The organism is Sporosarcina sp. FSL K6-3508, assembly GCF_038615825.1.
Taxonomy (GTDB): domain Bacteria; phylum Bacillota; class Bacilli; order Bacillales_A; family Planococcaceae; genus Sporosarcina; species Sporosarcina newyorkensis.
Genome location: NZ_CP152016.1, coordinates 384,384 through 405,449 on the forward strand (window position 1 = coordinate 384,384; position 21,066 = coordinate 405,449).

Consider the following 21,066-nt stretch of genomic DNA (forward strand, 5'->3'; position numbering starts at 1 on the left):
GGAGGAATTTATCCATTATGAAGAAGATTACATTATTCAGTTTGATCACAATCCTGCTTTTAGTCGTAGCTGCCTGCGGTAAAAACGATTCAAATGAAGCATCTGCTGATGGTGCATCAAACTTTCCTAACAAAAACATGAAAGTAATCGTTCCGTTTGCCCCAGGAGGCGCGGTGGATACGATTAGCCGTATGATTGCCAAGCACAGCGAAGAGTATACAAATGATCAAAAAATCATCGTTGAAAATAAAGAAGGCGGCGGCGCTGTTATTGGCCAGTCATTTGTGGCAGGAAGCGATTCGGATGGTTATACATTACTGTCATTCACTTCATCGGCAGTCAGCAATCCGCTGACAACAGAAACTAATTACACGCATGAAGACTTCGAACCGATTGTTATGTATTCTTTCGAACCAGAACTGCTGGTTGTGCCAGCTGACTCTCCCATTAAAAATTTCGAAGACCTGGAAAAACAGGCGAAAACAAGTGAGCTAATCCTGGCAACCCCGGGGCACTCAACTTCCCACCATACGGCAGGAATCCTCCTGCAGGAAAACTTCGGATGGAACATTAAGTTTGTCCATACAGAAAGCGGTGGGGAGCAACAGCAACAATTACTCGGCGGCCACGTGGAAGCGGCATTGATGACATACGGTGAAGTGCAATCACAGATTAACGAAGGCACGATCCGCCCAATCGCCATTATGGATAAGGAAAGAAACCAGGACTTGCCGGATGTTCCTACGTTCACAGAGAATGATATCGATATAGAATATGGGCCGTTCCGGGGAATCGCAGCACCAAAAGGTATTTCTGAAGACGTGAAAGAAAAGCTTGAAGACATGTTCACTAATATCTTAGAGGACCAGGGATTTATCGATGATATGAACAAGGCTGGATTCCAGGTTGTTTATGGTGATGCAGAACAGCTGCAGGAAAAAGTGGATATTGAATACGAGTTCATAGACCAGGCTTTGCCATTACTTTTAGATAAGTAAGCTACAGATGCAGATGACTTTGGAGGAGCTACCTTTGTGTAGCTCTTTTCCATCCATTGAGGGGGCTAGTTAAATGAAGGCATCAAATATTATATTTTCTCTCATTATGATCGGCTTAAGCATTTACATATTTACTTATAGTATGTCACTTGGCAAAGATGCATCGCTATTTCTAATTATAATATCGATTCCTTTGTTTGTTTTTTCTATAATTCTACTTTTCATGACTGTCAAAGAGAAAAATATAGTGTCGGAAAAAGTGCAGGTTGAAAGAAGAAAACAATTCAAGTTTGTTTTTGCGATTATCACCATGATTCTCTACACGCTCGTAATAGAATATCTTGGTTTTTATCTGACCACTATATTATTGTTCATTTCCACTGTATTTATTTTATCGGAAGAACCGATTAAGAGATCAGTCAGGAGCTATGTGGTACTGCTCTTCACTGCTGCCGTTATTGTTGGGATTGTTTATTCGCTGTTCAAGTTTATGCTGAACGTCCCGCTTCCAGAGTTACTATAAGGAGGGATTGAGTGATGGAAGGAATCATTATAGGAATAAACGAACTAATGAATATATCTACCTTGCTTTTCTTGGTAGGGGGTGTAATGATTGGCCTGGTGGTCGGTACGCTGCCCGGCATGAATGACAATATTACAATTGCGGTGCTCATCCCCATTACATTTGGTATGGAACCACAGCATGGTTTGAGTTTGCTTGTAGGGATCTATTGTGCTACGTGTTTTGGAGGATCATTCCCTGCAATTCTTTTGAATATACCCGGTACCGCTTCGTCAGTCGTGACAACGTTTGACGGCTATCCCATGGCAAAAAAGGGGCTGGCTGGACAGGCGCTCGGGATAAGTACCGTTAGTTCTGTAATTGGTGGTGTGATCAGCGGATTCACATTACTCCTGTTTGCCCCGGTTTTGGCTCAGCAAGCCCTGAAGTTTGGTCCAACGGAGTACTTCTCGCTGATTATTCTTGGCTTTTGTACAGTGATTGGAATGGCTACCGGAAATGTCGTCAAAAGTATGATCGCGGTAATCATCGGGCTTTTCATCTCCACAATCGGTATGAGTCCACAAACAGGAGAAGGTCGTTTTACGTTCGGAAATGCTAACTTATTGGATGGAATTCCTCTTGTCACTTTAATGATTGGTTTATTTGGGGTGACAGCTGTTTTTGAAATGATCTTTGAAGCTGTCACGAAGAAAACTGATGGAAATATGAAAGTCGGCCGTATTTTACCAGACAAAAAGCTGTTCAAACGCATACTTCCCACCACATTGATTTCTGGCACAATGGGTACAGCAGTCGGTATCCTGCCAGGTGCTGGGATGATTATGGCCATCTACCTGGCTTATGATTCGACAGTCAGACGACTGAAGAATAAAGTGAAAAACTTTGGCAAGGGAGCTCCGGAAGGGGTGGCGGCTCCGGAGGCTGCAAACAATGCGGTTGTTGCAAGTTCCATGATCCCTTTGATTTCACTTGGGATTCCCGGAAACTCGGTTTCTGCCTTGTTCATAGGAGCGCTTATGATCCATGGACTTCAGCCGGGGCCTGCTTTGTTTAAAGAAGCCCCTGAAATATCCTATCTGTTGCTCGTCGCATTTTTGGCGGCATATATTTTTATTTTCCCTTTAGGCCTGCTTATGGCAAAGTTCTTGACGAGCACCATAATGAAAGTGCCTAAAGATTTGCTTGGGGCTACTGTTGTTGTGCTGTGTTTCACGGGTGCCTTTGCTTTTAAAAATAGTCTGTTTGATTTTTGGATCATCATTGTTTTCGGTGTCATCGGATTCATCTTCAACAGATTAAATATACCGTTCTCTGCTTTGATATTGGCTGTCGTATTAGGTAAACTGTTGGAAAAAAGTTATCATCAGAGCATGGTTCTTTCAAATGGATCGTACTCAATTTTCTTTGAGAAACCGATCAGCTTGACTTTGCTTATTGTATCCTTCTTGTTTATTGCATGGCCTGTCATTACTGGGTTTAGAAAGAAAGAACCAATAACTTAATGATGAAGAAGGTTGAATACAAATGGAAATATCCTTACTAGTGTTATTATTCTTTGTAGGTATATTAGTCGGTTTTATCAATATCGTTTCTGCTGGTGGCTCGATGCTTACGTTGCCCATACTGATTTTCATGGGTCTTCCCTCGCCGACGGCAAACGGTACAAACCGTATAGGGATCATCGTGCAGAATATTTTTGCGATGCTCCACTTCAGGAAGAATAAACTTTTTGATTGGAAATTGGGACTGATATTATCGGTTCCTGCAGTCATAGGTTCGGTATACGGAGCCAACTTGGCAATCGATTTGTCAGATAAAATCTTTAATAACACGCTTGGTATTTTCATGTTGATTATTATCGTGTTATTGACAGTGAAACCCCAGAGATACTTTAAAAAAGTGAAGATCCAGTCAAATGTGTTACGGGGGATTTTGATCACCTTCGCATTTTTGATTGTCGGATTCTATGGCGGGTTCATTCAGGCTGGTGTCGGTTTTATTATTATCATCGCACTGTTGCTGCTGTATCCGAACAAGACACTGGTGGAGATGCACAGCATCAAAACGTTTGTCATTACGATCTATCTGCTGATTTCCACGTTCGTGTTTATCAAAAACGGGAATGTTAATTGGACATTTGCCATAGTGCTTGCGCTTGGCAGTGCAATTGGAGGTAATCTAGGCGGGCGATTTGCGTCGAGAGTTCCTGAAAAGGTTTTACAAATATTATTGATTGTCGTTGTATCCATAATTTCAATAAAACTTTTTCTTGGAAATTGATGCACAGTGGAACGAAAAATATATAATCAAAAGCATCAAATGGGCAGAAATATGCTTATTTGACGCTTTTTCGTGCGCCCGGCAGGGGCTATAAATTGAAGGTGAAAGTCCGCTACAGGTTTGGCAGTCATTGAAGGGTGCCTGTGCAAGGAACTATTGTGTTTGTTTGAATACTCACGGTTTTTTAAACAAATATGATTCAAGAATTTTTACGTTTGTTTTTCATACAGGCGCCATTACTAAAAGTAGGATATGTTCTGTTGTGTGAATTTTTGTACATCACAGGCAACACGAATTCATGTCGTGTTGCCTTTTCGTATATGCTATTGAAAAGTGCCGGGAAGGAAGGGAAAGTAGGATCTGAGGTTCCCTCGGAACGGCATGAAAAATTCATAAGTAAATTGAACAGATGGCGGAAAAGGATGATGAAAGACAATTAGTAGGATACTAATTAAAGAGTTAATTTTTTGGTACTTATATGTGGTTAGTTATGTCGGTAGTATTTGTGCGATTTTATAGAGTAGAGAACCAGATCCCCCTCTTAACTCAAAAATGTTTCGGTACCTGACCCTTGATACGGCGAACAAAGTAGAGTTGCAAATTATGACGCATAAGGAGTTTGGATGACTTCCTACCGGCAATAGCGTAAATCAACTCTAACTCTTGCATGAGTACATAACTAATCTAGTTCAGGTAATGAACAAAAAAGACAAGACGACCGGATTAGGTTGATAAGAAGTATATTGACAATTCCGAAAGTAGGTTATATTGTGTAATACAAGTTCTTGTATGGTACATGCAAGCCGGTCGTTATTTTAATTAGTCAATGAAAGTGTATAGTCTTCATACAAAAAGCTAGTTATTATTGGGGGGTATCATAAATATTTTTAGCTTTTTGAGTATGAATTCTAAGGTGAAATTTAATTTTTAGAAAGGTGTGCTGAAAATGGGGAGAGAACTATTTGAAAAGGGCTTGAAAGTAAGAAAAGAAGTGTTGGGGGAGGAGTATGTCAATAAGTCAATAGAGTCTGCTACAGATTTTAATAAAGAACTGCAACAACTGGTAACGGAGTATTGTTGGGGAGAGGTTTGGACGCGGGAAGGCTTGCCTAGAAAGACCAGAAGCATTATTAATATTGCAATGTTAACGGCACTTAATAGACCTCATGAATTAAGACTTCATATAAAAGGTGCATTAAATAATGGCGTTACTGAAGAAGAGATTAAGGAAGTGTTGTTGCAGACAGCAATTTATTGTGGAGTTCCTGCTGCGATCGATAGTTTTAGAAATGCAAAGGAAATTATTGAAGAGTATAAGAGTGGAAAAGAAGTTTGAGGGTTTTTAAACAAACCCATAGATGCTCTACACAGTAAAATAGGATGTAAAGAAAAAAGAGCTGTTACAATGGACCATTAATTGTCAAACAGCTCTTTTTTAGATTTAATTTAGTTCATAAAGGAGGGAATATTCTAATGTTTCATCTGAATCTAAGAAGAAAAATAATGTTGGTTTCTTTTCTGTTCTTATGTATACCTGCACTTTTGATCGGGATCATAAGCTATCAATTGTCTTTGTACAGCCTGAACGAGTCAGGAAAATTAATGTTAAAAAACAGTGTAAAGCAAGCAATTGAAACAATAAAAATGATGGATCAAGAAGTGAAGCAAGGGAATATCAGCTTGGAAGATGCACAAGAATATGTAAAAGTATCTGTTTTAGGAGAGAAGTCAGCTGACGGTACCCGCCCTATTAATAAAAACATAGACCTCGGTGAGAATGGTTATTTTTATATTATTGATGAGCAAGGGAACCAAATTGCGGATCCATACCTGGAAGGTACGAACACTTGGGACTATCAAGACAGCGATGGAGATTACTTCTTTCAAAATATGATTAAGAATGTCCAAGCCGATGGGTCAACCTATATGGACACATTGTGGGAGCTGCCGGACAGTCCTGGTCAAATGGCGTTGAATGTCAGTTATGCGGAGTTGGAACCGACTTGGGGTTGGATTTTGAGTACGAACAGTTTCTATCAGGATTTTAATAAAAGGGCAAAGGCGATCATGACCGCACTTGCCATTACACTTGCTTTATCTCTAGCGGTTGGGGCAGTCATTATTTATTTTTTCTCACGCAGCATTTCCAATCCTTTGATGGCATTATCAAGTCAAGTCAAACAAGTAGCGCAAGGAAATCTCGCAGTAGATGTTCTGGAAGTGAAAAATAAGGACGAAATAGGGATACTCGTCCAAGGTTTCCAGCAAATGATACACAACGTTCGCCAATTGATTACAAAAATTACAATTACGTCGGATGAAGTTGCAGCGTCCGCAGAACAATTAACGGCGCATGCAGAGCAAAATACAGAAGCAACTGAACATATTGTTGCAGCAATCCAGGAAGTAGATCTTGGGGCAGAAAAACAGACAGAAGGCGCGGATGTAATCGAACAGATGATGACCAGGATGGATACAGGACTGCAAGAGATTGCGACCGATTGCTTGGGCGTTTCAGGAGTGGCTCAAACCTCATCGGCGGAGGCAGAAGAAGGAAATAAGCTTTTGCAACAGTTGATAGGCCAAATGAATATGATCCGCACGACGGCCGCAGAGTCTAGTTCATCGATTGAAAAATTAAAAGTTCACTCTGAGAAAATCGGTACGATCGTAGAAGTCATAGGAAATATCGCCAAGCAGACAAATTTACTAGCTTTGAATGCGGCGATTGAAGCAGCGAGGGCTGGTGAACATGGAAATGGATTCGCTGTTGTTGCCAATGAAGTCCGGGTCCTGGCAGATCAATCTACAGAATCTGTGCAGCATGTTACAAACTTAGTCATGGAAATTCAGAATGAAACAGATAACTCAGTTGTAGGCATGAATGGAGTAAATGTAGAAGTGGGCAGCGGGATCAAAATCGTTAATGAGACCGAACGAAGGTTTGAGTCCATTTTGAATTCGTTAAACCAAGTTGCCGGCCAAATTCAAGGCGTAGCAACCACAACGCAACAAATGTCGGGAAACAGCGGGCGAATCACGGTCTCAGTTAAAGAGTTGAATCAAATCGCTAGGGATTCCTCCAACCATTCCCGTAGTGTAGCAGCGTCGAGTGAAGAGCAACTTGCCTCTATGGAGGAAATTGCTGCTTCAGCTTTTTCATTGTCCCGTATATCAGAGGAACTCCAAACATTAATTGGGGAGTTCAAAGTAAAATGATTAATGGGCAGGTGAGGAGCTCGGCGTCCTGATTTTTGGACGAATCTTTGTAACAGTTTTCAAAGTATTGAATGATCAGTGAAAGATATTGGGCGCTTATATTTTAATTAGACGAAATGGTAAAACAACGCGATGCAAGATTTGTACGCGTTGTTTTTCGTATACAGATAGTTATTGAATATAAAGTAAAATGGAACTGAGCCGTAAAAACGTTTAATTTGATCAACTGATCTTATGTGGATAAACAATGAAATATGACTTTAATCTATTATTTAAATAGTCCGTTGGTAATATGTTTTTAATAGTGTATAAAAAGTAGGTTTGGACGGGTAAGAAAATCTGGATAGTATATTGACAATTTTGAAAGTAGGATATATTCTGTAATACAAGTTCTTGTATGGTACATGCAAAGGGAGCGGAAATTATGTTTGTATGTAAACGCTATCAAACATTTAGGGGAGGAGAGAGACTCAAGAGCTAAGGTTTCTTTGCATTCATATTGTGTACATGTTAATAGATTGAACATTAGGAGGGGAATTATGACGAAAAACTATTGGCAGTTTATTCGTGAAAAGGTTGATTGGCCTGTGTTCTTATTTAGTGGAGGCATACTGTTAGCATTCGTATTATTTTCATTCTTTAAAGTGGATGCAGTCAGTAATTTTGTGAATAAAGGATTTGATTTATCCATTCGCTACTTTGGGGCTTACTGGCAATTTCTTATGATGGCTACCTTTGTTGTTGGAGCGGTATTAGCAGTATCAAAGTACGGCAAAGTCCGTCTTGGTGACGCAAAAAAACCCGAAATGTCTTATTTTAAATGGGTAGCTGTAATCCTGACGACTGGTCTTGGTGCAGGGGGGAGTCTTTTGGGCAGCAGCTGAGCCTATGTATTACTTTCTGGATGTGCCTCCCATGCATAAAGGAATTGTAGGAGGTACCGAGGAAGCAATAGGACCCGCTTTAGCTCAGAGTTATATGTCATGGGGATTTACTGCATGGTCTGTTTACGGCGCAATAAGTGCGATTATTTTGATTTATGCGCACAAGCATAAAGGAATGCCGCTGAAGCCTAGAACTCTGTTATATCCGATATTGAAAGAAAAAGTGTTAACGAGTAAATGGGGTGCGGCTGCCGATGTGTTTTGTATTATAGGGGCTGCAGCAGGTACGATCGGCCCAATAGGTTTTCTGGGGTTACAAGTCAGCTATGGGGTAAGTTCGATTTTCGGCATACCTGATACGTTTATAACACAGCTTTCTGTGATCGTTATTTTGACAGGAGTAGTACTCGTATCCACGCTCACAGGTATTGAAAAAGGGATTCAATTTTTAAGTAAGCTAAATGTGAATATGGTTGCGGTGATTGCCGTCTTTTTATTGTTACTGGGTCCTGGTTTATTCATTATCAATTCATTCATGTCTTCCTATGGGACGTATATTAGTGAATTTGTAAATATAAGCACATTCCGTGGCGATGAAGCGTGGCTTGGCGGTTGGATGCTGTTTTTCTTTGGATGGTTTATAGGTTTTGGTCCATTGGTGGCATTATTCGTGGCGAGAATATCGAACGGCAGAAAAATTCGTGAAATTTTTGTAGTAGTTGCTGTCATAGCACCGGTCGTTACAAACTTTTGGTTTACTGTACTTGGTGGAACAGGTATCTTCTATGAGCTGAAAAACTTAGGTTCTGTCAGCGGACCTTTAGAAGAGGGTGGATTGCCAAGTGCGATCATCGCTATAGCAGGACAAATGCCGTTAGGAAGCATAATGCCATCTGTTTTCTTGATCTTGACGACGTTATTCGTTGTGACGACTGTAGATTCCATGTCTTATTCCATCTCAATGGCTGTGACGGGAGATGGAAACCCACCGAAAGTTGTCCGCGTGTTTTGGGCTGTTATTATGTCCACTATCGCTACAATTCTCATTAAAATTGGCGGTGGAGGAATCGGGGCATTACAATCCTTTGTTGTAATAGCAGCAGTTCCGGTATCGATCCTTTTACTTCCAGTTGTATGGTATGCACCGAAAGTTGCTAGAGTGCTGGCGATTGAACAAGGGATTGTCAAAGAGGAGCAAGATATGGTCATGATCAAAGAAGTTGCAGCTGATCGGGAAACAGAATTAAAAAGCCAATAAGATATATTACAATAATCTAAATACTCGTTGACATTTGAAAAGTTAGATAATATACTCATCTCATAGCTTGTATGGTACATGGTAGATTACTAATTCGATATGAAGAAGTTATTACCGTGGACATGATTCATACAAAGAGAGGTGATTGTGATTACACAGAAAATACAAACGGTCAGTATAACGGCACAAGTTACCAATGCAATACGAGAGGCAGTTACCTCAGGAGAATACGAACCCGGAAAGCAATTGTCAGAAGCAGCGTTATCTCAGTATTACGAAGTGAGCAGGACTCCGATTAGAGAAGCGCTGAAACAATTGGAAAGAGAAGGGCTCGTCGAAATCATTCCCCGTGTAGGCACTTGTGTAAGAAAGCCGACTGAACAAGAGCTTGATGAGCTTTTCACAGTAAAGGAAGCGTTAGAAGGATTTGCAGCAGGACTCTTGGCGGAAAGCCAGGACCCGGTAGCGATCAAAGAACTTGAAGAAGCCGTCAATTTAATGGAAGTTGCCGCCCGGAAAAATGATACGAATCTATACGTGGAAGCGAATGAACAGTTTCACGCGGCGATTCTGGCAGGAGCGAACAATTCCAAATTAAGCTATTTACTTAACTTGATGCTGAATCAAATTCCATACCAACGCTACGTCTATATAAGTATCAACGATCCAGAACGTTTAGTTAGATCGCTTAAAGAACACCAAGTGATACTAGAAGTGATTTTGAAAGGCAAACGTGATGAAGCTGAAGGCACGATGAGACGTCATGTCGAAGCAAGTGCTAAAGGATTGAAAGCAGGGATTGCCAAAAAGATGAGTGCGAGCTCAGTTAATTAGGAGGAGAAACATTATGAAATTTGGAGTATTTGCAAACCTATCAGGCCCAGGACGCCATGACGAATATTATAAAGTGTTGGACGAGGCTCGTGAGCAAGCGATTTATTGCGATGAAAACGGTTACGAATCTATTTGGTATACGGAACATCATTTTGGCCACGAGGGAAATGAGTTAATCTCAAATCCGCTCATGATGGGTGCAGATATTGCAGCTCGTACAAAAAATATTCGAATTGGTCAAGCAGCAAACGTAGCAACGTTCTGGCATCCTTTACGTTTGGCAGAAGATATTGCAATGCTCGATCAGTTGAGTAAAGGCCGAGTAGAAGTAGGGTTGGCCCGTGGTTTGTACGGTCGGGAAGCAGCCAACTTGAATCCTTTATCCGATCCGAAAAATAACGATCAAAACCGAGCGGTATTCGAAGAAACACTGGAAGTCATGAAAAAAGCATGGTCTAACCGTTTCTTCTCCCATAAAGGCGAGTACTTCAATTTCCCGGCAGACGGGTTGTCATGGAAACATCCGATGAGCCCGCCTTCTCCAGAATTCATGGATATGGAAAAAGGGGAAATCAGCAAAATCTCGCTTATGCCGAACACTTACGAAAATCGCATGCCGAACATTTGGCAAACAATTGACTCACCTCGTTCAATTGAAATCGCTGCTCAAACAGGAATTAACGGGATCTTCTGGATGCCGACTGTAAAAGAGCTGAAGCAACGTTTTGAGCTATATCGTGATAAAGCTTCTGAAGCAAGAGGTGTTGAAGTACCACTTGGCCAAGGAATTGCACTTGTGCGTGATGTCTATGTCGCAGAAACAATGGAAGAAGCCCGTGCGGATTTCGAAGAGGCTGTACTAAATACGTACCGCTGGATCTGCCATTGGAGAGGCCTCAGCAACTTGCTTGATCCGGGTGAAGTGCTGAAAGAAGGACAGGAACTTGATTTTGACTTCTTGTTCCATAGAAATATGTTGGTTGGAACGCCGGAATACGTAGCAGGTAAGATTCAGGAACTCCAAGATGAGTTGAACTTGGAAACCTTGCTGCTATGGACAAATCACAGCACATTGCCGCATGAAAAAATCATGAAGAGCATGAAGCTATTTACGGAAGAAGTTATGCCAAAATTCGCAAAAACAAAATTGGAGGTAAATTAATATGTTAGAAGTTCGTAAAGTATATACAGCTATCGAAGAAACTCGTATGGAAGGTGGCAAACAATTAGACCAGCCGATCAAAATGATCACAACGATGTTGGTTATGAAGAATCCTTGGGTTGAAAGAGGATATGTAGAAGATTTAATGCCGGAAATTAATGAGTATGCTCCTGAAATTGGAGAGATTCTAGTGAAGGAATTATTTAAGCATATTGATTCTGCAGATGATGTTGAAGCTTTCGGTAAAGCTGCAGTAGTGGGTGTTGACGGTGAAATGGAACATGCTTCTGCTTTCATCCATACATTGAAGTTCGGTAATAAGTTCCGCGACGCTGTCGAAGGAAAAAGCATCTTGCCGTTTACGAACAAACGCGGCGGTGCAGGGACTGCTGTACTTATTCCCATGGTACACAAAAACGAAGACTCTAAACGTTCTCACTTCCTGACTTTCGAAGCGACGATTCCAGATGCACCACGTGCAAATGAAATTGTAGTTGCAATCAGTGTTTCGACAGCTGGCCGTCCATTCCCAAGAACCGGTGACCGCCACCAAGACATGGTTGAGATGGGTCTTGCCTAATGTCAAACATTTCGTATGATCAAGAAACCACTTTATATAAAGAAAAAGGAGTGGGAGAACCGTTAATCTTTATTCACGGTGTCGGACTGGATCATGCAATGTGGCAACAACAAGTGAATCGTTTGTCTGCAAATTACCGCGTAATTACGTATGACATGTTGGGACACGGGGGATCATCGCATCCTCCTGGTCCTTATTCACTTTCACAGTTTGTCGAGCAATTGTCCACGCTTGTGAATAAGCTGAAGCTTCCGAAAGTTAATATAGTAGGATTCTCCATGGGAGCAATGGTTGCACAGTCATTTGCCGCCAAATTTCCGGAGAAAATTAGAACCTTGACCATTATGAATTCGGTCGCCAACAGAACGTCCGAGCAGAGAAAAGCGATTGCTGCGAGAGTTGAAGAAGTGAAGAAATTAGGGCCGCAAGTCACAATTGAGCCTGCGATTCAGCGCTGGTTCAACCAAGAGTTTCAGGAAAAGAATCAGGAGATTGTCAATGAAGTGAGACACCGCCTCGAAACAAATAATGCAGATGGGTATATAGCTGCCTATACGTTATTTGCGACAGCGGATGAAGAGGTTTGGCAACAGTTGAAGGACATTACAGTTCCTTCACTCATCATAACAGGCGAATATGACGTGGGTTCGACACCGGAAATGTCGCAGCAAATACATGAAAAACTATTGAATTCTGAGTTGTTGGTTGTTCCGGATACAAGACATATGTTACCTGTCGAGAAGCCGGAAATCGTAAATCAGGCGATTCATTCATTTATCCAAAAGCATGTCAATTGAATGAAAGGAGTGTGCCGGGATGTCATTGAAAAAATATAAAATGTATATTAACGGTGAGTGGGTAGAATCGGAAAGCGGTGAATACTTCCCTAGCTATAATCCAGCAACGGGTGAAGCTTGGTGTGAAGTCGCCAAAGGTACGGAAGAAGATGTGAATCGAGCAGTGCAAGCAGCACATGAAGCTTTTCAAAATTCGGAATGGGCTGAGATGACCTACACAGAACGCGGTAAACTCGTGCATAAATTGGGAGAGCTGATTTCTCAAAATATTGAGAAGCTAGCGGAGTTCGAAACGAGGGATAATGGAAAATTACTTCGGGAAATGCGCGGTCAGCTCACTTATTTACCCGAATTTTTCTATTATTACGCAGGGTTGGCGGATAAAATCCACGGCCAAACCATGCCAATAGACAAGAAGGATATTTTCGCCTTCACGACAAGAGAGCCACTAGGCGTAGTTGCGGCAATCACACCATGGAATTCGCCGCTATACCTAACTACGATTAAATTAGCCCCAGCTTTAGTGGCAGGGAACACGATTGTCATTAAGCCATCTGAAATGACATCCGCTTCACTTCTTGAACTGATGAAGTATGTTGAAGAAGCAGGATTTCCAAAAGGCGTTGTCAATGTAGTCACCGGTTTTGGAATGCCGGTCGGCAATACGTTGACAGCTCATCCGCTCGTAAGAAGAGTAGCCTTTACAGGCGGGAGCGAATCAGCACGTCATGTCGTTCGGAATACAGCGGAAAACTTCGCTCAAGTATCCTTGGAACTTGGCGGGAAATCACCGAATATCGTCTTTGAAGATGCCGATCCTGAAAGCGCTGCGATGGGTATCATTGCAGGGATATTCGGAGCATCCGGACAAAGTTGTGTAGCGGGATCCCGTGCGTTGCTCCACGTGGACATTTACGATCAAGTGCTTGAAAAGCTAGTGGAACGCGTCGAACAAATTAAAATAGGGGACCCCCTCCTAGATGATACTGAAATGGGACCACTTGCAACGGAAGCGCAACTAGAACGAGTGAAAGAATATGTGGGTATCGGCCAGGCGGAAGGCGGCAAAATCGTTATCGGCGGGAAAACCCCAGAGAATACCGACGCAGGTTGGTATTTTGAACCAACAATCATAGAGTTGATTGACCACGACGCACGTATTGCCCAAGAAGAGATTTTCGGACCTGTGTTGAGCATCATCCCATTCAAAGATGAGGAAGAAGCGATTGCTTTGGCCAATGGTACGGAATACGCCCTAGCCACAGGAATTTGGACTCGAGACGTCGCAAGAGCACACCGTGTAGCAAAAGCCGTTCACGCTGGTATCATATGGGTGAATACATACAGAAGTATTTCGCCACTTATGCCAATCGGAGGTTCGAGATTAAGCGGGCACGGAAGAGAAAGCGGTTTCGATGCAATTTATGAATATACACAAAGCAAAGCGGTTTGGATCAACACATCAAGCGAGCCTATGCCAGATCCATTCATCATGCGCTAAGCCGAAGCGGGCAATTAATATATAGAGAGAGAGAGGAGAAACCGATATGCATATTGAAAAAGCGATTCATTTGCCGGATATAGCATTCGTACGTCTCTGCAATGATCGATTTGGAGTGAATAAAGGTCTCTACAACACAATAGACACGTTTTTCTATGATAGAGGATTTGAAGAAATTTTAGAAAGGCGTAAAAATGTGTTGGTCTTCCTTGAATATATTAAAAGAACAAGCGGAACGAAAGAGCAGCGTGTGAAATTCGGAAGTGGCGGGTTAAGCTTGAAAATCGAAGAATATTTAAAAGAAGAAAATAAGATCATTCAAATCATGAAGTATCAATCCAATATAGCCACCACCAGCAGAAAGAGGGTAAAATAGATGGCTAATAAATCACTAGCGAGCTTACAAACGAAACACTTACTTATTAATGGTGAATGGGTGGAAACAGAAGAGTATACTGAATTGCGTTCTCCGTATTCAGATGAGGTAATTGCCCATATTGCTAAAGCAACAAAAACAGAAGCTGATCAAGCGATCGAAGCAGCCTTACAAACACGTAAAGTGATGGCGAAAATGCCTGCTTATCAACGAGCGGAAATTTTGGAAAACTTAGTTTCCTTATTGCAGGAGCGTTCTGAAGAAGCGGCTGAGATCATTGCTTTGGAAGCAGCAAAACCAATTGCAACTGCAAGAGGTGAAGTAATCCGAACAATTGAGACGTATAAATTTGCAGCAGAAGAAGCGAAACGTATTCATGGAGAAACTCTTCCACTGGATGCGGCTCGGGGCGGAGTGAATCGCCTGGCCTACACCGTGCGAGAGCCGCTAGGAGTAATCGGTGCCATCACACCTTTTAATTTCCCGATGAACTTGGTGGCACATAAAGTCGGTCCTGCTATCGCAACTGGAAACACAATTGTTTTGAAACCGGCTGCACAAACACCATTATCCTCTTATTTTATAGCGGAACTTTTATTGGAGGCAGGATTGCCAGCGGGCGCGATTAATGTCATCACAGGAGACGGCAGAGAAGTCGGAGATCAAATCGTAACAGATAATCGAGTGAAGATGATCACATTTACAGGCAGTCCGGCGGTTGGTATCGGAATAAAAAGCAGGGCAGGATTGAAGAGAGTGACTCTTGAGCTAGGTTCAAATGCAGCTGTGATTATTGACAGTGGCGTAGACCTTGATAAAGTCGTTTCTCGCTGTGTGTCAGGTGCATTCTCTAACCAAGGACAGGTTTGTATCTCACTTCAACGCGCTTACGTTCACGAAAACCTATATGATGAATTCGTTTCGAAAATCGTGAAAGAAACAAAAAAACTCGTTATTGGTGATCCGTTACATGAAGAAACTGATGTATCCGCTTTGATTTCTTCAAAAGACGTGGAACGGACATTGAGTTGGATTGAAGAAGCAAAAAGACAAGGCGCAAAAGTGGCAACGGGCGGAGAAGCACAGGGGAATATCCTACTGCCAACAATCTTGACTGAAGCGGAACCGAATCAAAAGGTTTCCTGTAATGAAGTGTTTGCTCCAATCTTAGTCGTAGACAAAGTGAAATCAGTAGATGAAGCAATCGAGAAAGTAAACGATTCGCGTTTTGGACTTCAGGCAGGAATTTATACAAATGATATAAGCACGGCACTATATGCAGCGGATGAGTTGTATGTAGGCGGCGTCATGATCAATGACATTCCAACTTTCCGAGTGGATAACATGCCTTATGGCGGCGTCAAGGAAAGCGGGAATGGAAGAGAAGGATTGAAATATGCGGTTGGAGAAATGACGGAAATGAAATTAGTCGTCTGGAATCGTAATTAGGAGGCAATGTATGGCTTACTACGCGGCATTTTTGCATATGATTCAGCCTGAAAAAAATGAGGAAGTCCGTCCGCGTCATATTAAGTACTTGGATGAGCTGGATGAACAAGGGAAGATCTTTGCCCGTGGCCCTTTTGCCGATCAATCAGGCGGATTAGTTATTTATCAAGCGAATTCTTATGAGGAAGCACTGAAGTTGGCGGAGGCCGACCCTCATGTAGTGGAGAAAGTCCGACGGCTTGAGCTTAAAGAATGGAAACCCATTATCAGTGAGGTTTTAAAGTGACACTGTCTTTGTTGAACAAAGAAAAAGAGATAGGTTTTCCTTATTTACTTGCATGGTACATGGTAACGATTAACAGGAAGGAGGCCGTAAATTGGATGGGCAGAATACAGCATTGCTTTTGATAGACCTCCAAAATGAGGGCGGTACGTCTGCTGTTCCTGGAATGGATCGAATCATCAAAAAGACAGCAGATTTAATCAAAGTATGCAGACAAAAGAAAATTCCTATTATTTATACGCGCCATATTAATAGAGGGGATGGGATTGGGCTTGCGAACCGAGAACCTGTCGACCAAAATGGAGAGCCTCTTTATTACCACACTGACTCCAACTCGATAGAAATTATCAGTGATTTGAGAAATCAACCTGGTGATATCATTGTAGATAAATATCGATACAGTGGTTTTCATGAATCCAGCTTAGACTTAATGTTGAGAAGCTTGAACATAAAGAACCTAATTGTCGGTGGAGTTCTAACCGATGTCTGTGTCCTTTCGACTGTAATGGACGCTTACTATCGTGATTATCAGATCGACCTGGTGAAAGATATTTGTGGAACTACTACAGATGGAGCGCATATGGCAGCGGTTTGTATGATGGCTAATTGGGTCTATGATATTTCTATATTTGATGCCGATCAAATGTGCAATAAATTATCGGGAGAATCGTATCATGTTTGGAAATCCAATGAGCCGGATGAATTACAATTTACACCTGATAATTTGAGAGAAGTGTATGACAAGTTAACAGTAAGCTGTACTGTATAATCAATTACTTTTGGCATTATGGTGTCCGTATTTTTTCGAGCCATTTAAATTCAGCCAGAGTTTAAACCTTCATTAAGTTCGATAAAACCATAAAAGCACCCCATTACTTATAGAAGTGCAGGACTTTAACCTTTCAGTTAAATTGTTAAAAAAGGAGGAAGAAAATGAAGTCTATCGAAAAAGTAGAAGCGGAAGTAGGCGTAACGATAGAGGTAGATGCTAAAACACCACTGAACAACCAACTAGATGCTACTACTGAAGAACATTACGCGACTGAAGAAGTCCCTATGAGTCAAAGGAATATTGGTTTTTTCGACATGGTGGCGATTTGGGTTGGAGCTAACTCAAACAACGCATCCTGGTATGTAGGAGGAACAGTAGCTGGGATGGCGTTTGCGGGTGCAATTGGGGTTACATTGATTTCCAATCCAATCGCTTATCTAATATTGGCACTGGTAGGTTACATGGGTTTTAAAGTAGGAACCTCTACTATGGCATTAACTAGACCAGCATTCGGAATTAAAGGAAGTCTTCTCCCTACAGTTTTAAACACAATTGTTTTCCTGGGATGGGCAGTAGTTAATACATTTATTGCCGTTATTTCAATGAGTTTTATTTTAAAAGATTTATTTGGATGGGCGGCATACGGGGAACCAGGCAGCAAGGGACCGATGATACTTGGGATTGTATTCATGAGTTTACTGAACTTGCTGGCCGTATCATTAGGACGGAATTCCATTAAGATTGTTGAAAGAATTGGAATCGTATTGGTTCTCATATTGGGTGTCTGGATAACAGTTGTCGTCTTGAATACGCATCCGCTATCAGCCATCCTGGATTGGAAAGCACCACCAGAATCTGTTGTGCCGGTTGGAAAAGCTGTGGATATCATGGCTGCGTTTAGTTTGGCTTGGGTGCTCGGGATTGCTGAGTTCACAAGATATACGCGGACAGCGAGAACAGCGACTGTCGCTCCACTTGTAGGGGCATACGTTTCACTTCTGTGGTTTGCTTTTATCGGAATTATCGCTACGATTGGTGCAGCGCTTTCTACCGGGGTGTACAATCCGGATAATTCAGACCCCAGTTCCATCGTAACGAATTTGGGACTTGGATCGTTTGCATTGATCCTCATTGTAGTAGCGTGTGTGACGACTAACGTTGTAAACTTGATGGCGGCAGGAATCTCCATCACGAATGTGACGAAAAAGGTAAAGCCTTTGCATTCCATTTGGATGGTGACCGTCCTAGCAGGATTCTTAATGCTCGTACCACTGTATCTAGCTAGTTTCTTGGATACGTTCATGGGCTTCTTGGATTATATCGGTATGGTTTTAAGTGCATTGCTTGGAATATTGGTAGCTGACTATTTCATAGTGAAGAAGCGCTCATATGATGTACGGGAATTCGAGAAAGTTGGAGGCGCCTACTGGTTTTACAAAGGCGTCAATCTTAAAGCCGTGGCAGTTTGGGCTTTGGGTGTTGTATTCTTCTTATCGGTTAGTAACTCGGGGCTCCTTAATAATTCAGTAGGGGCGGTATATCCAACAATTCTATTTACGGCAGTACTTTATAGTCTCATATCATTGAAAGGCAAGCAGCCAAAATTAACATAAGAGAATCCAGTAAAAAACAAAATGGAAAAGGAGAGATAGATGATGGGAAATATTGAAAAACAAGATCTTTTTAAACAAATCATGGGGAACTATCCGACAGGAGTTACAATCCTGACTACAACCAATGAAGATGGAACACCAGTAGGTCTGACAGTTAACTCGTTTGCTTCCGTATCGTTGGATCCGCTTATGGTACTGTGGTCAATCGATCATAAAGTATCTTCTTTGGAAGCGTTCACAAAAGGCGGGAAGTTTGCAGTTCACGTTTTGGCTGGCGAGCAGCAAGAGCTATGCAAAACATTCGCAAGCAAAGTTGAAGATCGTTTCGCTGATTGCAAATGGGAGCTTTCCGAAAATGGGTTGCCAATCATTGACGGTGCTTTCGGAGTGTTTGAATGCAAGACGTTCCAAACGGTTGAAGCGGGCGATCACACTATTTTAATTGGCGAAGTGATAGATTTACAGGCTGATACAACGAAAGAACCGATGCTGTATCACCGCAGATGTTTCGGCTCGGTTCCTCCTGTATTTTACGAGCCAATTAACTCTCCTTCTTGATAATAGATAAGAGTAAGAAGCCAAGACTTTTTTCGAAAAGTTTCTTGGCTTTTTATGTCTCAGGATACCTGCCTCCACACCGAGTCTTCAATTATTCAGACAATCGGAACACTTTGCTAAATTGGAAATACAAGATAATGCATTGACAGTTCCACAAGTACGATATATTCTGTACTATAAGTTTTTGAATAGTACAGGCAACACGAATTCAAGTCGTGTTGCTTTTTTTTTTGAGATTGGTGTTGAAAAGTATGAGGAAAGGTGGAATCAAGGTTTACTCAGCATAACATTATAAATTTGTAACAAATCGAAATTTTGGAGGAGAATTATGACGAAAGACTATTGGAAGAATATTCGTCAAAAGATAGATTGGCCTGTGTTTCTATGCAGTGGAGGCGTACTGGTAGCATTTGTGCTGTTTTCATTTTTTAAAGTGGATGCGGTCAGTAATTTTGTGAATAAAGGATTTGATTTGTCGATTCATTACTTTGGCGCGTACTGGCAGTTTCTCATGATGGCCACCTTTGTGGTGGGGGCGGTAATAGCAGGGTCCAAGTATGGTAAGGTCCGCCTGGGCGATGCCAAGAAGCCTGAAATGACTTATTTTAAATGGGTAGCCGTAATCTTAACGACGGGACTTGGAGCGGGCGGTGTCTTCTGGGCAGCGGCAGAGCCGATGTATTATTTTCTGGACGTGCCCCCGATGCATAAAGGTATAGCGGGTAGCACCGATGAAGCGATCGGGCCTGCTTTGGCTCAAAGCTATATGTCATGGGGCTTTACTGCATGGTCTGTCTATGGTGCTATCAGTTCGATCATTTTGATTTACGCGCATAAACATAAAGGGATGCCGTTGAAGCCCAGAACTCTGTTATATCCGATATTGAAAGAAAGGATTTTAACGAGCAAATGGGGTACGGCAGCGGATGTGTTTTGTATTATCGGCGCCGCAGCAGGCACAATTGGTCCGATTGGATTTCTTGGGTTACAAGTCAGCTATGGGCTCAGTTCAATTTTCGGAATACCGGATACGTTTAGTACACAGCTTTCTGTGATCGTTATTTTGACAGGAGTCGTACTTGTATCCACGCTTACAGGTATTGAAAAAGGGATCCAATTTTTAAGTAAGCTGAATGTGAATTTAGTTGTAGTGATTGCCGCCTTCTTGCTTTTATTTGGTCCTGGTCTATTCATCATCAACTCGTTCATGTCTTCCTATGGTACGTATATTAGCGAATTCATAAATATAAGCACATTCCGTGGCGATGAAGCATGGCTTGGCGGTTGGTTGCTCTTTTTCTTCGGATGGTTTATTGGTTTTGGCCCGTTGGTGGCATTATTCGTGGCAAGAATATCGAACGGAAGAAAAATTCGTGAGATATTTGTAGTGGTTGCGGTAATCGCGCCGATCATTACAAACTTCTGGTTCACGGTACTTGGCGGAACAGGTATTTTCTATGAATTAAATAACGCAGGTTCTGTCAGTGGTCCGTTAGAAGAAGGCGGATTGCCGAGCGCGATCATCGCCATCGCAGAGCAAATGCCTTTGGGAGCCATCATGCCTTCTGTTTTCTTGATCTTGACAACGTTATTCGTTGTGACGACCGTAGATTCCATGTCATATTCCATTTCAATGGCTGTGACTGGTGACGGAAATCCCCCTAAAATTATTCGTGTGTTCTGGGCTGTTGTTATGGCTACCATTGCAACGATTCTAATCAAAATAGGGGGTGGAGGCATCGGAGCATTGCAGTCGTTTGTCGTTATCGCTGCAATTCCGGTATCAATCCTTTTATTTCCCGTGGTGTGGTACGCGCCGAAAGTTGCGAAAGTGTTGGCTATTGAACAAGGGATTGTTAAGGAAGAGAAAGAGATTGTCGAGGCAGATGCAATAGATAGTGAAATGGAAGTAAAGAGTCAGTTGTGAAATGTACCAAATCGCTCACTATTTAAATAGAAGAAACAAGAAAAGAAAC

Annotated in this window: 18 protein-coding genes and 1 pseudogene; all 19 read left to right on the forward strand. The window is 41.9% G+C overall.

Going from position 1 to position 21,066, the window contains the following annotated elements; translation table 11 throughout:
• The first annotated feature begins 17 nt into the window (after positions 1–17).
• The 19 genes and pseudogenes from MKX97_RS01825 to MKX97_RS01915 all read left to right on the forward strand — a co-directional run bounded on the left by MKX97_RS01825 (position 18) and on the right by MKX97_RS01915 (position 21,017).
• On the forward strand, positions 18–998 hold the full coding sequence (locus tag MKX97_RS01825) for a tripartite tricarboxylate transporter substrate binding protein (RefSeq protein WP_342536788.1): 981 nt from the start codon (positions 18–20) through the stop codon (positions 996–998).
• A gap of 73 nt (positions 999–1,071) precedes the next feature.
• Complete coding sequence (locus tag MKX97_RS01830) at positions 1,072–1,521, forward strand: tripartite tricarboxylate transporter TctB family protein (protein WP_342536789.1); 450 nt, start codon at positions 1,072–1,074, stop codon at positions 1,519–1,521.
• Between the two features lie 14 nt (positions 1,522–1,535).
• Entirely contained in the window at positions 1,536–3,026 is a 1,491-nt protein-coding gene (locus MKX97_RS01835; protein ID WP_342536790.1) for a tripartite tricarboxylate transporter permease, read from the forward strand.
• A gap of 22 nt (positions 3,027–3,048) precedes the next feature.
• The gene (locus MKX97_RS01840; protein ID WP_342536791.1) at positions 3,049–3,804 is read left to right on the forward strand and encodes a sulfite exporter TauE/SafE family protein; all 756 of its coding nucleotides are present in this window, start codon (positions 3,049–3,051) and stop codon (positions 3,802–3,804) included.
• A 946-nt stretch (positions 3,805–4,750) separates the two neighbouring features.
• Complete coding sequence (gene pcaC / locus MKX97_RS01845) at positions 4,751–5,140, forward strand: 4-carboxymuconolactone decarboxylase (protein ID WP_009766391.1); 390 nt, start codon at positions 4,751–4,753, stop codon at positions 5,138–5,140.
• Between the two features lie 137 nt (positions 5,141–5,277).
• Positions 5,278–7,023 (forward strand): methyl-accepting chemotaxis protein, encoded by a 1,746-nt coding sequence (locus MKX97_RS01850; protein WP_342536793.1) that lies wholly within the window; start codon positions 5,278–5,280, stop codon positions 7,021–7,023.
• Positions 7,024–7,562: 539 nt separating this feature from the next.
• Positions 7,563–9,165: pseudogene (locus MKX97_RS01855) on the forward strand (BCCT family transporter).
• 147 nt (positions 9,166–9,312) lie between these two features.
• Positions 9,313–9,999, forward strand: a complete 687-nt coding sequence (locus MKX97_RS01860) for a GntR family transcriptional regulator (protein ID WP_342536794.1) — start codon at positions 9,313–9,315, stop codon at positions 9,997–9,999.
• 13 nt (positions 10,000–10,012) lie between these two features.
• Positions 10,013–11,161 carry an LLM class flavin-dependent oxidoreductase gene (locus tag MKX97_RS01865; protein ID WP_342536795.1) on the forward strand — a complete coding sequence of 383 codons (1,149 nt, stop codon included), beginning with the start codon at positions 10,013–10,015 and terminating at the stop codon, positions 11,159–11,161.
• A 1-nt stretch (position 11,162) separates the two neighbouring features.
• Entirely contained in the window at positions 11,163–11,741 is a 579-nt protein-coding gene (locus tag MKX97_RS01870) for an amino acid synthesis family protein (RefSeq protein ID WP_009766384.1), read from the forward strand.
• Entirely contained in the window at positions 11,741–12,538 is a 798-nt protein-coding gene (locus MKX97_RS01875) for an alpha/beta fold hydrolase (protein WP_078817521.1), read from the forward strand. Before MKX97_RS01870 ends, MKX97_RS01875 begins: the two co-directional genes overlap by 1 nt.
• A gap of 19 nt (positions 12,539–12,557) precedes the next feature.
• Positions 12,558–14,039: an aldehyde dehydrogenase gene (locus MKX97_RS01880; RefSeq protein ID WP_009766382.1), complete on the forward strand. Its 1,482-nt coding sequence runs from the start codon at positions 12,558–12,560 to the stop codon at positions 14,037–14,039.
• A 46-nt stretch (positions 14,040–14,085) separates the two neighbouring features.
• A complete protein-coding gene (locus MKX97_RS01885; RefSeq protein ID WP_342536796.1) occupies positions 14,086–14,415 on the forward strand; it encodes a hypothetical protein in 330 nt (109 codons plus the stop codon).
• The gene (locus MKX97_RS01890) at positions 14,416–15,864 is read left to right on the forward strand and encodes an aldehyde dehydrogenase family protein (RefSeq protein ID WP_342536797.1); all 1,449 of its coding nucleotides are present in this window, start codon (positions 14,416–14,418) and stop codon (positions 15,862–15,864) included.
• A 10-nt stretch (positions 15,865–15,874) separates the two neighbouring features.
• Complete coding sequence (locus tag MKX97_RS01895) at positions 15,875–16,150, forward strand: YciI family protein (protein ID WP_009766379.1); 276 nt, start codon at positions 15,875–15,877, stop codon at positions 16,148–16,150.
• Between the two features lie 91 nt (positions 16,151–16,241).
• Complete coding sequence (locus MKX97_RS01900) at positions 16,242–16,916, forward strand: isochorismatase family cysteine hydrolase (protein ID WP_078817520.1); 675 nt, start codon at positions 16,242–16,244, stop codon at positions 16,914–16,916.
• 164 nt (positions 16,917–17,080) lie between these two features.
• A complete protein-coding gene (locus MKX97_RS01905) occupies positions 17,081–18,532 on the forward strand; it encodes a cytosine permease (RefSeq protein WP_009766377.1) in 1,452 nt (483 codons plus the stop codon).
• Positions 18,533–18,574: 42 nt separating this feature from the next.
• The gene (locus tag MKX97_RS01910; protein ID WP_040758594.1) at positions 18,575–19,090 is read left to right on the forward strand and encodes a flavin reductase family protein; all 516 of its coding nucleotides are present in this window, start codon (positions 18,575–18,577) and stop codon (positions 19,088–19,090) included.
• Between the two features lie 328 nt (positions 19,091–19,418).
• Positions 19,419–21,017 carry a BCCT family transporter gene (locus MKX97_RS01915; protein ID WP_342536798.1) on the forward strand — a complete coding sequence of 533 codons (1,599 nt, stop codon included), beginning with the start codon at positions 19,419–19,421 and terminating at the stop codon, positions 21,015–21,017.
• Positions 21,018–21,066: the final 49 nt, after the last annotated feature.

What these genes read in the sequence shown, in the direction of transcription:
- MKX97_RS01825 (WP_342536788.1), top strand. Translation starts at nt 18, where the DNA reads ATGAAGAAGATTACATTATTCAGTTTGATCACAATCCTGCTTTTAGTC.
- MKX97_RS01830 (WP_342536789.1), top strand. Translation starts at nt 1,072, where the DNA reads ATGAAGGCATCAAATATTATATTTTCTCTCATTATGATCGGCTTAAGC.
- MKX97_RS01880 (WP_009766382.1), top strand. Translation starts at nt 12,558, where the DNA reads ATGTCATTGAAAAAATATAAAATGTATATTAACGGTGAGTGGGTAGAA.
- MKX97_RS01905 (WP_009766377.1), top strand. Translation starts at nt 17,081, where the DNA reads ATGAAGTCTATCGAAAAAGTAGAAGCGGAAGTAGGCGTAACGATAGAG.
- MKX97_RS01850 (WP_342536793.1), top strand. Translation starts at nt 5,278, where the DNA reads ATGTTTCATCTGAATCTAAGAAGAAAAATAATGTTGGTTTCTTTTCTG.
- MKX97_RS01870 (WP_009766384.1), top strand. Translation starts at nt 11,163, where the DNA reads ATGTTAGAAGTTCGTAAAGTATATACAGCTATCGAAGAAACTCGTATG.
- MKX97_RS01915 (WP_342536798.1), top strand. Translation starts at nt 19,419, where the DNA reads ATGACGAAAGACTATTGGAAGAATATTCGTCAAAAGATAGATTGGCCT.
- pcaC (WP_009766391.1), top strand. Translation starts at nt 4,751, where the DNA reads ATGGGGAGAGAACTATTTGAAAAGGGCTTGAAAGTAAGAAAAGAAGTG.
- MKX97_RS01840 (WP_342536791.1), top strand. Translation starts at nt 3,049, where the DNA reads ATGGAAATATCCTTACTAGTGTTATTATTCTTTGTAGGTATATTAGTC.
- MKX97_RS01875 (WP_078817521.1), top strand. Translation starts at nt 11,741, where the DNA reads ATGTCAAACATTTCGTATGATCAAGAAACCACTTTATATAAAGAAAAA.
- MKX97_RS01910 (WP_040758594.1), top strand. Translation starts at nt 18,575, where the DNA reads ATGGGAAATATTGAAAAACAAGATCTTTTTAAACAAATCATGGGGAAC.
- MKX97_RS01895 (WP_009766379.1), top strand. Translation starts at nt 15,875, where the DNA reads ATGGCTTACTACGCGGCATTTTTGCATATGATTCAGCCTGAAAAAAAT.
- MKX97_RS01890 (WP_342536797.1), top strand. Translation starts at nt 14,416, where the DNA reads ATGGCTAATAAATCACTAGCGAGCTTACAAACGAAACACTTACTTATT.
- MKX97_RS01865 (WP_342536795.1), top strand. Translation starts at nt 10,013, where the DNA reads ATGAAATTTGGAGTATTTGCAAACCTATCAGGCCCAGGACGCCATGAC.
- MKX97_RS01835 (WP_342536790.1), top strand. Translation starts at nt 1,536, where the DNA reads ATGGAAGGAATCATTATAGGAATAAACGAACTAATGAATATATCTACC.
- MKX97_RS01885 (WP_342536796.1), top strand. Translation starts at nt 14,086, where the DNA reads ATGCATATTGAAAAAGCGATTCATTTGCCGGATATAGCATTCGTACGT.